The sequence below is a fragment of the Sorangium sp. So ce327 genome (assembly GCF_051530205.1).
GTDB classification, from domain to species: Bacteria; Myxococcota_A; Polyangia; order Polyangiales; family Polyangiaceae; genus Sorangium; species Sorangium cellulosum_B.
This window is the reverse complement of the sequence record NZ_CP150330.1, coordinates 1,033,770-1,046,116: the sequence shown is the minus strand read 5'-3', so window position 1 is coordinate 1,046,116 and position 12,347 is coordinate 1,033,770. Positions and strand designations below refer to the sequence as shown.

Genomic DNA, 12,347 nt, shown 5'->3' with positions numbered 1-12,347 from the left:
ACCCCCACAACCCAGCGCCTGAGACCAGCACGATATCGGAACGGCAAGCACGATCCGCGCGATCGGCTCGCGGTGCTGCGGGTCACCAACGTTTACGTTGTCGCTCAGTCGAGCGGCACCGGCGAGGACGCCGAGACGACCAGGTAATCGCGCGCGAAGGCCCCGCGCTCCTTCGCGAGGGCGAGCGGGACCGGCCGGTAGAGCAGCGTGGCGGTGACGTTCGCGGTCGCCGAGCAGCCCGCGGGGATCGCGAAGCCGTGCGACGTCACCGCGACGCTCCCCGGCGCGATGCGGTTGTCGCTGGCGATATCGACGGCGCGGTGCTGCGGCGCGTGCCGCGCGCCCGCCGGATCGACGAGCACCTTGGCGAAGGTATACCCCGCGGCGCCGGCGAACGCGGCGGCGGGCTGGCCGTCGGCGGGCGCAGCGGCGAGGGGCGCGCCGAGGTAGACGATATCCCCGTCCTGCGCGGGGATCGCGCCGCTCAGGGTGATCACGCCGCCGCCCGCCGCGACCACCCGCGCCTCGCCGACCGGCGCGCGGACCTCGAGGCCCTTGTCCGCGGCGTCGAGCGACGGGTCCGCGAAGCGGCCGATGCCGGTGTAATCGTCGTAGACTCCGGTCGGGCGGACGATCCGCACCACGTCGCCCGCCCTCGCGCGCGCCGCGCCCTCGTTCCAGGCGAGCTGGGCGCCCGTCAGGGCCGCGCCCTGGCCCACGCGCGCCTCCGCGAGCGCGCCCCCGGTGTCGTTCACCGTCATGCCGCTCGACGGCGAAAGGGGCGCGCCGCACGCCTCCGCCGCGACGAGGAGCACGAGCGCGCGCATCGGCTCACCGGTCGGAACGGCGTGGCCCGCCGCGCCTCCGGCCAGGGAGACCGTGACCGCGAGCTCGCCCCACGCCGTTGATGCGTCGATGCGGACGTCGACCGCGCCCCGGATGAGCCGAGGAGACCCCTCCAGCGGGCCGCGGAAAATATGGGAGCGGACCGTCCCCGCCGGGCGGACGAAGCCGAGCGAGACGCTCGCGTTCGCCTCGTTCGTCACGTCGAGGCTGCTCTTCAGCGAGAGGACCCCTGGCATGTGGCAGGCCTGGCATTGCGTGGCCGGGCGGTTCCAGGAGCTCGCGGCCCACTCGGAGAACGTCTGATGGATCGGGAGCCCGTCAGGCCAGCGGACCGGATCGAGCGCCGCGCCCGGCAGGAGCGCCGCCTGCTTCTGCTCGTGGCAGCCGCCGCAGAACTCCGAGGCCGAGAACTTCGGCTGGTAGCTGCCGCCCATGAACCTGTTCGGCACGTCCGGCCGCGGGCCGAACATCACCTCCAGAAGCCTCGACGAGGGATCGGGCGAGCTCCTCTCCTGCGGGCGCTGGACGATCAGGGCCCCGGCGACCCCGGGCGGCTTGCTCAGATCGACGTCGCGGATCTTGTGGCAAGCGTCGCAGTGGTCGCCCTTCTCGAACGCGATGCCTGTGGCCTCGAGGAGGTCTCGCCCGCCCGCGGGGCCGTCGATCCCCGCAGCGTGGCAGTCGGCGCACGCGCCGAACGCCGCCGGGCGCACGGCCTCGGGCAGCGCGGGATCGTCGCACGAGGGCTGCGCTTCCCCGCCGCACGAGGGGTTGAGATCCGGCAGCACGCCGCTCCCGAGATAACACCGCATCGCAGCGCCCCCCTCGCTCCCCGGGACGCGTCCGGCCTTCCAGCGCCCGCCCGCGGCGCCGCACGAGGCCTCGTCCGTGTGGGCCATCGAGACCCCGGCGTAGATGGCCTGGAGGAGCGGATTCCTGGCCGACCGCGCGTGCCCCGACTCGAGGAACTGGGCCACGAGCGTCGTGTGGCAGTGATCGCAGAACCGCGTCGAGTTGTGCGGATCGCCGTCGCCCGGATCGCCGTAGGTGTAGCCGAGCGCGTTGTCCGGCGGCGACGCGCGGCGAAGGGCGATCTCCGCCGGCCCGTCGGGGACGACCTCGAATTCGATACCGTCCGTCCGGTATCCGATCTTCGCCGCGACAACGGTCGGCTGGCCCGGTATCTCGCGCGTGATCTCGATGGAGAACGCGCCGTCCGGGCCGGTCACGAGGGCCGGCTCCCCGCCGGCCTGCATCACGATGGCGCCCTCGAGCGGCGCCGCGCCGTCGGTGACGACGCCGGTCACCGTGAACACACGCGGCAGCTCCTCCAGGGCGCCTCCAAAGCCCGTGGCCACGCTCACGTACGTGGTCGCCGTCACCGGGTGCGCGCCCGCGCCCTGGCCGCCGCCGCCATGGCCGCCCGGCGGCGCCTCCGAGCATGCGCCGCCGAGCACGCACGCGGCGAGCGCCGCCGGAAGCGTGGATGTCCGCAGCCGGGTCAGGGGTCGCGCCGCCGTTCGCATCCCGGGGATCGCCACCGTAAACCCGGCGCGACCGCCTGTCGACGGCGAGAGGCTACCGCGACGTCCGGAGGTCCGAATACGGAGACGCCGGCGCTCCGGCCTTCGAGGGCTGCGCTACCGGTCGTTGCGGCGACGGCGAGGGCGGCGGGACAACCCCCCGCGACATCGGCCCCCACGACGGCGGGGGCGCCGGCGGCGGGGCCGCCGGCATCAGGGGCTGCCCCGGCGGATCGCCCAGCTCGGCCGCGCTGAGCTGCTGCGTGCTGCCATCCCCGGACAGCGTTGTCTCCGTCGCGGCTGCATAGGCCTCGGCGTGCTCGAGGACCCGCACGAAGTTCCCGCCCATCAGACGGAGGATGTCCGCATCCGAGTAGCCGCGACGGATGAGCTCCAGCGTGAGGTTCGGGGCCCCGGCGCTGCCTGCGAGCCCCTCCTTGAGCGCCTCGCTCCCCTCGAAGACGGACCCGAGGGCGACATGCTCGATCCCCGCGATCTTCACCACGTGATCGATATGGTCGATGATCCGCCACAGCGGCGGCGTCTTCTGCCCCTCCTGGGTCCTGAGCTTCTCGATCTCCTCGCGGAGCGCCTTCGTGTCGCCCGGGAGCCTCTCGCCGAGCTCCTTGAGGTGCGCCCCGTACTTCTGCGCGAAGCGCGCCGACTGCTCGGCATACGCCTCGTCCAGGAAGAGCGCCCAGGAGTTCACCATGACGAGGCCGCCGTTCTCCGCGATCGCGCGCAGCATGTAATCGTCGAGGTCGCGGCGGCGGTGGCCGGCGGCGGGCATCGTGGAAGAGGTGATGATCGGCGCCCTGGCCACCTTCATGACGCCCTGGAACGTGCTGTCCGATCCATGCGAGACGTCGACAAGCATGCCGATCCGTTGCATCTCGCGGACCACGGCCTCACCGAAGGGGGAGAGGCCGCGGTCGCGGACGTACCCGGGATCGAGCGCGCCTCCCGCGGAGCCTGCCCAGTCGTTCGTGGTCATGTGCGTGAGCGCCATGGTGCGGACGCCGAGGCGATAGAACGAGCGCAGCGCAGGCAGGGAGTTCTCGATGGCGTGCCCGCCCTCGATGCCCATGATCACGGCGATCCTGCCTTCGCGCTCGGCGCGGCGCACGTCTTTCGCGTCGCGCACGAGCATCAGCGTCTCGCGGTGGCGCTCGATCTGACGGTGGGTCGCTTCGATGAGATCGAGCGCGCGGCGCGCGGCGCTGCCGCCGAGCCGCGAGGACGAAGGCGGCGCGGGCGCGCCGACGTGGATCGGGAAGAACGCGCCGGTGACGCCCGCCGCCTTGTTCCTGGCGACCTCCGCGGCCATCAGCTCGTCGTCCGAGCTCACCTGCGCGAACGAGCCGCCGAGGAGCAGCGAGGGCACGCCGCTGTGGCCATCCACGAGGATCGCCTTGGCTTGCAGCCGCGCGGCCCGCTGCTCCGGCGTCTCGAGCCCCGGTGGGGTCGCCGTGAGGTCGGGCGCCGACGTGTACCAGGGCCCGACGTCGGCGGCGGACGGCGCGAAGACATCGGGCGCCGCCGCGGGCGCGGGGGAACGAACGCAGGCCGCGAGCGACGCGGCGGCGAGCAGCGCGAGCATTGGCGAAGTGCGCATGACCGGATCGTACCATGCGAGCTCGGCGGGAAAGCCAGCCATGAAGGTGGCAGGATCGTGCGCCGGAGAGGCGAGGCAGCACCGCCGCTGGGCGCCGACATATCGGTCCAGGTGGCCCCTATGCCTTGATGACCCCCGTTGTGAGCCACCGGTGGAGCAAGGCTGGTGCCGCCGGCGCGCGCCGCGGAGCCGCGATCGGCCAGAGCAACCAACGGGTCGAAACCCCGGAAAAGAGCAGGGTCTTGAGCCGCCGAGGCGCCAGGGACGCCGAGAGAGTGCTCTGTTCTTGGCGGCAGGCTGCTCATTTCTCGCTCGATCGACGTGTTCGGCGCTCTAGACTCGAACGGAAGACCCGATGTCGCTCCGACAGCGCGATTACCTCCTCCGCATGATCGAGCAGCTGGCCGAGGCCATCGGCCGGATCGCCGGGCTCCGGCGCGCCGGCCAGCTCGACGAGGCGGAGCTGCTCGTCCGCACCACCGCCGACGGGCTCTTCGGCCCGATGCGGGACATGCTCGACCGGCTCGACGCCGCGGGCGCGGCCACCCTGCTCGGCGACCACGAGAAGATCGGCGCGTACGCGGCGCTCTGCGCGGAGCAGGCCGAGATCCTCGAGCTCCGGGGCCGGGCCGCGCCGGCGCTCGCGGAGCGCAGGCGCGCGCTCGAGCTCTACCTCGAGGCGGTGAGCCGCGCGCCCGAGGGCAGCCCCCGCGCGCAGGAGGCCGCGCGCGCGCTCCTCGGCCGGCTGGACGCCGCGCGCCTGCCGGAGCGGTACCGCGCCCTCGCCGCGAAGCTCGGCTGATCGGGGCAGCGGGGCTCGCCTGCCGCGCGCGCTGCGCCCCGCGGTGAATGCCAGGTTGCAACGGCGCTGGCGCGCGACCATGACATGGGGAACCCCTGTGGAGACGACCCCCTCGTCCGCCAGCTTCGCCGCGCTCGGCATCGCGCCTGCCCTCCTCGACGTGCTCGCCCAGCTCGGTTACGAGGAGCCCACGCCGATCCAGCGCGAGGCGATCCCCCACCTCCTGACCGGGCGCGACCTGCTGGGGCAGGCCGCCACCGGGACCGGGAAGACGGCCGCGTTCGCGCTGCCGCTGCTCCAGCGCCTCCAGATCGGCGGCGAGCCGCCCGGCCCCCCCCAGGCGCTCGTGCTCGTGCCGACCCGCGAGCTGGCGATGCAGGTGGCCGAGGCGATGCACCGCTACGGCCGCCGGCTCGGCGTGCAGGTGCTGTCCGTGTACGGCGGCCAGCCGTTCGGGCAGCAGCTGCGCGCGCTCCGCCGCGGGGTCCACGTCATCGTGGCCACGCCGGGCCGGACGCTCGACCACATCGGGCGCGGCACGCTCGCGCTCGACGGCATCCGCACCGTCGTGCTCGACGAGGCCGACGAGATGCTCGACATGGGCTTCGCCGAGGCGCTGGAGGAGATCCTCTCCGCCACGCCGGCGGCGCGGCAGACCGTGCTCTTCTCCGCGACGCTGCCCCCGCGGATCGCCGCGATCGCCGGCCGGCACCTGCGCGAGCCGGTGCGGGTCAAGATCGCGGGCGAGAAGGCGGCCCCCGGCGAGCTCCCCCGCGTCCGCCAGACGGCGTACATCGTGCCGCGGGCGCACAAGTCCGCCGCGCTCACCCGGGTGCTCGACATGGAGGACCCGTCGTCGGCCATCCTCTTCTGCCGCACCCGCAACGAGGTCGACGAGCTGACCGAGGCGCTGCGCGCCCGCGGCTACGAGGCCCAGGCGCTCCACGGCGGGTTCTCGCAGGAGCACCGCGATCGCGTGATGGCCCGCTTCCGCGCCGGCACGGCCGAGCTGCTCGTCGCCACCGACGTCGCGGCGCGGGGGCTCGACATCGAGCATGTCTCGCACGTCATCAACTACGACGTCCCCTGCGCCCCCGAGGTGTACGTCCACCGCATCGGCCGCACGGGGCGCGCCGGCCGCGAGGGCGCTGCGATCACGCTTGTCGAGCCGCGCGAGCACTACCTGATCCGCAACGTCGAGCGGCTCACCGGGCAGCGCATCGAGGCCGCCACCCTCCCGACCGTGGCCGACCTGCGCGCGCGGCGCCTGGAGCTGACGCGCGCCTCGCTGCGGGAGGCGCTCATCGAGGGCGGCGCCGAGCGGTTCCGGGTCGTGGTCGAGGCGCTCGCCGACGAGTTCGACGTGATGGACATCGCGGCGGCGGCGGTGAAGCTCGCCCACGACGCGACGGAGGGGGACCGGGAGGAGGACGAGGCGGAGATCCCGTCGTTCCGGCCGCCTCCGCGCGGGCCGGAGCGCGCCCGCGACGACCGCGCGCCGCGCGGGCCCGCGGGGCCGCGCGGGCGCCCGGGCGAGGCGCAGGCGCGGCCGCGGCGCGAGGGGCGGGAGACCGACGGCAACGTCGCCCGGCTGTACGTCAGCGCGGGGCGCGCCGCGGGCATCCGGCCGGCCGATCTGGTCGGCGCCATCGCGAACGAGGCGTCGCTGAGCTCCCGCGACATCGGCGCCATCGAGATCGCCGACGGCTTCTCCACGGTGGAGGTCCCGGCCGACGCGGCCGACGCCGTCATCGAGGCGCTGCGCGCCACACGGCTGAAGGGCCGCAAGGTCCAGGTCCGCCGGGACGACGCGGGGTCCCGCGAGGCGCGAGGCGGGGCAGCCGAGGCACGAGGCGGCGCGGCTGAGGAACGGGATGGCGCTGCGGGTATGGCGCCCCCGCGCCGGCGTCCACGGGCCTGAGCTCCATGACAGCCAGCGCTGGCGTCTGCTCCGCTGGAGAGCCGGAGAAGCGGTTCGTCATCACGACAGCTTTTTGTTCCTGGCGGCGCTCCAAGCGTCCCTGGCAGCTCTCACTGTGTGTCCCTGGCGGTTCGCGCGCCGCGCCGCTTCGCGTCGTTATCAGCCGCGGATGGCCAGCCGGTGTGTACTGAAGACGGTGAGATCGCGGGAAAGAGTCTCCGATGCGGCAATGTTAGCCGTGGCCTTTCGTTGCCCTTCGAATCGGTAGGATCCGGACCCGCGACGTCGTCCCATCGACGGTGACAATTGCACCGCGGTCGAGCTCGTCGTCATGCTCGCGAAGCACGCGGACGATATCGGCCCCCATCGCGTTCGGGAGAGGATCCAGGGTTCGAACCTGCAGGATGCTCGGACCGCTGGCGCCGGTTGTAGCGAGGATGATGCTGAAATCGAGGTCGTGCGTGAAGACGATGTACCCGCCCTGGCGTGCCCAGGCCATCAGCTCTCGATCCTGTGCTCGAGGGTCGCCGACTGCAGACCAGTGAACGGCCTCTATCCCTTCGCCCTTCAGGAACGATACCCAGGTCGGCGAGAGGTTCATGTCCACCAGAACTTTCATGAAGCCTTCAGCGGGAGCTCGACCTCCTCGACACGCCATGCCGCATAAGAGAGCGCCGCCATCACGTCGTCCCTCTCGAGGTAGGGATAGAGCTCGAGCACCTCCTCGACCGGGTGCCCCGCCGCCAGCAGTCCCAGGATGGTGCCCACCGTCACCCTCATCCCTCGGATGCAGGGCCGGCCCCCCATCACGGCGGGGTCGTGCGTGATCCGTTCCAGCAGCTCCGTCGGCATGCTGGCGAGGCTACCTCATCGTCGGCTCCTCCGCCCCCGTCAGTTGCTTTCTCGGCGAATGCGCGACGCACCGCCGGGCGGCACGGCCGGCGCCCAAGCTGCCTCGGCCGGTCGCGGTGGCGGTAGCGGAGCGTTCCATGCTCACAGCAACGCGGGCATGGCCCCCCCGCGGCGCCGCCCCCGGGCCTGCGCGCCACCGCCCCCCGGGACGCCAGGCTCAGTCGGCGGTGGTCTTCCGCCGCTGGAACTGGGCGAACAGCGCGGCGCGAACGTCGTCGTGCAGCGGCTCACCCGGGAGCCCCTGGAGCGCGTCGATCGTCAGATCCATCTGCTTCAGGTAGGTGCGGCACCTGTCGCACCACGCGAGGTGCCGCGCGCAGCCCTCCTCCTGCTCGGAGGACAGCTTTCCCTCCCTCCTGTCGGTGATCATCTCGGTCAGCTGACAGCACGTGACGATCATGCGCGCTCACCCCCTCGTCATGTAGCGCTCGAGCGCGGCCCTGAGCTTCGATCGGCCACGGTGCAGGAGGACCCGCTGGTTCGCCTCGCTGATACCCAGGATCTCGCAGACCTCGTCGGAAGGACACCCCTCCACGTCGCGCAGGAGGACCACCGCGCGCTGTCCAGGCGCCAGCGTCTCGAGCTCTCGCTGCAGCACGGCGCCTGTCTCCTTGCGCAGCAAGAGCACCTCCGGGCTCTGCTCCGTCCACGGAACAGGCGGAGTCGCCCAGTCACCGATGCTGTCGAATCGGGCCGGATCGACCGCCGGCTCGCCGCCGTGATCCCCGTCCTCCAGCCAGGAGACAGGCACCATGCGCTTCTCTCGAGCGCCCCACGTCCTGGCGCGGTTCGTCAGGATCCTGAACACCCATGTCTTCAGCGCGGAGCGCCCCTCGAAGCGCACGAGCCCATCGAAGACCGCCGCCCAGGTCTCCTGGACGACCTCTTGCGCGCCCGCGGGGCCGGCGACCGCCCGGGCGAGCCGGAGCATGGGAGTGTGGAGCTGGGTCACGAGCTGCTCGAAGGCCCGCTCGTCCCCCGCGAGCAGCCGGCGGACGAGCGCAATGTCGTCCGCCGGCGCCGCGCAGCCGGGCGCCGCCGCGTTGCCCGGCGCGGCGGGCGCGGCGGGCGCGAGGAGCGGGCCTACCTCGGCCGATGCGCGCTGCGCCGTTGCGGCCTGTTTGCCGTCGGCGGCGGCCGAGGGGTCATGGGACACGCGGAGCACGGTATCACGCCGCCGAGCCCCGCATCAATCGACGCGGATCCGGGGCGGCTCGCCCGCGGACGACGGCGGCCGGCGCCCCGGTCAGAGCGACCTCAGCGCGTCCGCGACCTCCTTCGGCTTCGTCAGGAAGGGGGCGTGGCCCGCGTCGATCGAGATGACCTTCTCGCAGGGCAAGGCCGTGTACTGCTGCTTCTGCTCTGCAGGGCTGATGGCGAGATCCTTGAGCGCCTCGATGTAGACCCGGGGGACCCTCCCCCACCTCTCCTCCGTCACATGGATCGGCTCGTCGAACGGCTTCGCGGGCTCCTCGCGCAGGTGGCTCTCGAGCCGCGCGACGTCCTCTGGAGAGCAATCCTGGCAGAAGGCGTCCGCGGCCCACCCCTCCTTGAAGGTCAGCGTCGTGCCGTCCGCCGAAGCGGCCGCGTACGCCTTGATCGCGGCCCCTTCGTCGTCGGCCCACTCCTTGCTCAGCGACTGGCCGTCTTTCATCAGGAAGGCGGTCAGGTAGACGAGCTTCTTCACCTTGTCGGGCCGCTGCTCGGCGGCCTGGCTCACCACGGTGCCGCCCATGCTGTGGCCGACGAGGATCACGGGGCGCGAGGCGCTGTCGATGGCCTCCACCACGGCGTCGGTATAGGCCTCCAGGCCGGCGTCCGCGACGGGCGTCTGGTCCTCGCCGTGGGCGGGGAGATCGAGGGCGATCACCTCGTTGCCGCCGGCCTCGAGGAGCGGCACCACCTTGTCCCATGCCCATGCGCCCACGAAGGCGCCGTGGACGAGGACATACGTGTTCTTGTCCGAGCCCTGGGGCCCGCCGCCCCCCGTGCTCCCGTCCGTGTCGCTGCCGCCGCAGCCGGGCAGCGCGGACGACATGAGCGCAGCGGCCGAGATCATGGTGCCAGACCGCAGGACCTTGCGAAGCAGACCGTTCATGGATGTCTCCTCATCGTCGCGAGGCTCTCCTCGAGCGCGACGTCATCGGTATTTCGACGTGCGATGGATGCGCGCGCCCCTGCGCCCGGGCGTGTCCCCGGCGCCGCGACGGCTATCCCGCTACCTGCACAGTCTCGGAGGGGGGCCGAACGTTACAGCCTGTTCAAGGAATCGTCCGAAGGCGGCCGGAGCCGCGTCCGCCAGTGGGATGGCGCCGCGCGCGGAGGCGCGGTGACAACCGACGCGCCCGGCGGACCTGGTGGCGATGGGCGTTCTGGGCTAGACGCCTCGCCATGCCATCGGAGAGCGCCCTGCCTGGCGGAGACGATCTCGTCGCGCGCGACCGCCGCTGCGTGATGCACCCGTACGCCGCGCCCATCTCGAGCGCGCCGCTCTTCGCGGTCGAGCGCGCGGAGGGCGTTCGCCTCACCCTGACGGACGGCCGCGAGCTCATCGACGGCATGGCGTCCTGGTGGGCCGCCATCCACGGCTACGCGCACCCGGCGCTGACGGCGGCGATCAGCGCCCAGCTCGGGCGGATGAGCCACGTGATGTTCGGCGGGCTCACCCACGCGCCCGCGGTCGAGCTGTGCGAAACGCTGGTGGCGCTCACGCCCGAGCCGCTGACGCGCGTCTTCCTCGCCGACTCCGGATCCGTGTCGGTCGAGGTGGCCATCAAGCTCGCTATCCAGTTCTTCATTGCGCAGGGGCGGCCCGAGAAGCGCCGCCTGATCAGCGCGCTCGCCGGCTACCACGGCGACACGTTCGGCGCGATGGCGGTCACCGATCCCGTCAATGGCATGCACCACCTCTTCCGCGGCGCGCTCGCGCAGCACCTGTTCGCGGAAGCGCCCGGGCCGGCGTTCGACGCGCCCTGGTCGCCGGACGCCCTGAGCAGCATGGCCGCGCTGCTCGAGCGGCACGCGCACGAGGTCGCCGCCGTGATCCTCGAGCCGATCGCGCAGAACGCCGGCGGGATGCGCTTCTACCACCCGCAGTACCTGCGCGAGCTGCGCGCGCTCTGCGACCGCCACGGCGTGCTGCTCATCTTCGACGAGATCGCGACCAACTTCGGCCGCACCGGGGAGCTGTTCGCGTGCCACCACGCGGGCGTCGCGCCGGACATCATGTGCCTCGGCAAGGCCCTCACCGGCGGCACGATGACCCTGGCCGCCGCGCTCTGCACGGAGCGCGTGGCCGCGACGATCGCGGGCAACGAGCCGCGCGTGTTCATGCACGGCCCGACGTACATGGGCAATCCGCTCGCCTGCAGCGCCGCGCTGGCCAGCATCCGGCTCTTGCTCGCCTCGCCGTGGCGCGCGCGCGTCTCGGCCATCGAGGCGCAGCTCCGCCGCGAGCTCGCCCCGTGCCGCGCGCTCGACGCGGTCGCCGACGTGCGCGTGCTCGGCGCCATCGGCGTTGTCGAGCTCAAGCAGCCCGTCGACACGGCGCGCGTGCAGCCGGCGTTCGTGGAGCGCGGCGTCTGGTTACGGCCTTTCGGGAAGCTGGTCTATACCATGCCGCCTTACATCATCGAGCCAGCCGACCTATCGCGGATCAGCGAAGCGATCGTGGGCGTGGTGTCGGGGCTCTGAGCCGCGGGACGGCGCGCCTCGGGTGAAGGGCGCCCTTGAATCGAACCTGGACGCCCGCCTGGTAACTCCGCCGTGCTAGCGTGCGCGCGCAAGCCATCGCTCCGGCGCACACGGAGCCCGCACGACGACGGGAGGTACGAACATGACCAAGGGCGCATGTCTTTGCGGAACGGTCCGCTTCGAGATCGACGGTCCGTTCCAGACCATGCTGAACTGTCACTGCTCGATGTGCCGCAAGTTCCACGGCACGGCGTTCACCACGGCCGTCGTCGCGCCGCTGCCCGGCTTTCGCTGGCTCGCCGGCGAGGACGCCATCCGCCCCTCCTGCGCGAGCGACCGCCGCTCCTTCTGCGGCACCTGCGGCTCGGCCACGCCGATGCTCCGCCCCGAGAGGCAGCTCGCCGTGCTCCATGCCGGCAACCTGGAGGGCGATCTCGGGATCGAGCCGAAGTTCCACCAGTTCGTCGGCGCCAAGGCGCCCTGGTACACGATCACGGATTCCCTGCCGCAATTCGAGGAATGGCCGCCCCAGATGCAGGCGCCGGTCGTCTCCCGCCCCGTGGCCCCGCCGAAAGAGGGCGTCACCCAGGGGAGCTGTCTGTGCGGCGACGTGGCCTTCGAGTTCGACGGCACGCCCCTCCGCATGGTGAGCTGCCACTGCACGCGCTGTCGCCTCGGGCGCAGCGCCGCGCACGCGACCAACGTCTTCGTCGCCCTGGACAGCTTCCGCTGGATCCACGGTGACGCGCAGATCGCGAGTTACAAGGTGCCCGACGCGCGGTTCTTCACCGTCGCGTTCTGCAAGCGCTGCGGCAGCGCGGCACCCCGCCTGTCACCCGAGCGCGGCTTCGCCGTGGTGCCCGCGGGCACGCTCGACACCGATCCCGGCATCCGCCCCGCAGCCCACATCTTCGTCGACTCCAAGGCGAGCTGGTTCCCGATCACCGACGACCTGCCGCGGTTCGCCGAGTACCCGCCCCAGGCCTGACGACGGCATCACGCGAGCTGCCACGGCACCGTCACCGTACCGGCTGT

Annotated in this window: 11 protein-coding genes; 4 read left to right on the top strand and 7 right to left on the bottom strand. The window is 72.4% G+C overall.

Annotated features, from left to right (window positions below; translation table 11 throughout):
- Window positions 1–104: 104 nt before the first annotated feature.
- Together WME95_RS03860 and WME95_RS03855 are read right to left on the bottom strand one after the other, a co-directional pair.
- Complete coding sequence (locus WME95_RS03860; protein WP_437907055.1) at window positions 105–2,372, bottom strand: hypothetical protein; 2,268 nt, start codon at window positions 2,370–2,372, stop codon at window positions 105–107.
- A 52-nt stretch (window positions 2,373–2,424) separates the two neighbouring features.
- Window positions 2,425–3,984 carry a dipeptidase gene (locus WME95_RS03855; RefSeq protein WP_437907054.1) on the bottom strand — a complete coding sequence of 520 codons (1,560 nt, stop codon included), beginning with the start codon at window positions 3,982–3,984 and terminating at the stop codon, window positions 2,425–2,427.
- Window positions 3,985–4,339: 355 nt separating this feature from the next.
- Between WME95_RS03855 and WME95_RS03850 the strand changes: the two genes are divergently transcribed.
- Together WME95_RS03850 and WME95_RS03845 are read left to right on the top strand one after the other, a co-directional pair.
- A complete protein-coding gene (locus WME95_RS03850; protein ID WP_437549557.1) occupies window positions 4,340–4,786 on the top strand; it encodes a hypothetical protein in 447 nt (148 codons plus the stop codon).
- 79 nt (window positions 4,787–4,865) lie between these two features.
- Window positions 4,866–6,707 carry a DEAD/DEAH box helicase gene (locus tag WME95_RS03845; RefSeq protein ID WP_437549556.1) on the top strand — a complete coding sequence of 614 codons (1,842 nt, stop codon included), beginning with the start codon at window positions 4,866–4,868 and terminating at the stop codon, window positions 6,705–6,707.
- A gap of 232 nt (window positions 6,708–6,939) precedes the next feature.
- Here the strand turns inward: WME95_RS03845 and WME95_RS03840 are convergent, their stop codons facing one another.
- The 5 genes from WME95_RS03840 to WME95_RS03820 form a co-directional block, all read right to left on the bottom strand.
- Window positions 6,940–7,326 carry a DUF5615 family PIN-like protein gene (locus WME95_RS03840; protein WP_437907053.1) on the bottom strand — a complete coding sequence of 129 codons (387 nt, stop codon included), beginning with the start codon at window positions 7,324–7,326 and terminating at the stop codon, window positions 6,940–6,942.
- Window positions 7,323–7,559 carry a DUF433 domain-containing protein gene (locus tag WME95_RS03835; RefSeq protein ID WP_437744190.1) on the bottom strand — a complete coding sequence of 79 codons (237 nt, stop codon included), beginning with the start codon at window positions 7,557–7,559 and terminating at the stop codon, window positions 7,323–7,325. The genes WME95_RS03840 and WME95_RS03835 overlap by 4 nt, the downstream gene beginning before the upstream one ends.
- Before the next feature lie 217 nt (window positions 7,560–7,776).
- Complete coding sequence (locus WME95_RS03830) at window positions 7,777–8,019, bottom strand: anti-sigma factor family protein (protein WP_437907052.1); 243 nt, start codon at window positions 8,017–8,019, stop codon at window positions 7,777–7,779.
- Between the two features lie 6 nt (window positions 8,020–8,025).
- Window positions 8,026–8,784 carry an RNA polymerase sigma factor gene (locus WME95_RS03825; RefSeq protein ID WP_437907051.1) on the bottom strand — a complete coding sequence of 253 codons (759 nt, stop codon included), beginning with the start codon at window positions 8,782–8,784 and terminating at the stop codon, window positions 8,026–8,028.
- Window positions 8,785–8,865: 81 nt separating this feature from the next.
- Window positions 8,866–9,717: an alpha/beta fold hydrolase gene (locus WME95_RS03820; protein ID WP_437907050.1), complete on the bottom strand. Its 852-nt coding sequence runs from the start codon at window positions 9,715–9,717 to the stop codon at window positions 8,866–8,868.
- Between the two features lie 293 nt (window positions 9,718–10,010).
- Here WME95_RS03820 and bioA point away from each other — a divergent pair, with 293 nt between their 5' ends.
- Entirely contained in the window at window positions 10,011–11,312 is a 1,302-nt protein-coding gene (gene bioA, locus WME95_RS03815; RefSeq protein ID WP_437907049.1) for an adenosylmethionine--8-amino-7-oxononanoate transaminase, read from the top strand.
- Between the two features lie 142 nt (window positions 11,313–11,454).
- A complete protein-coding gene (locus tag WME95_RS03810) occupies window positions 11,455–12,300 on the top strand; it encodes a GFA family protein (protein WP_437907048.1) in 846 nt (281 codons plus the stop codon).
- Window positions 12,301–12,347: the final 47 nt, after the last annotated feature.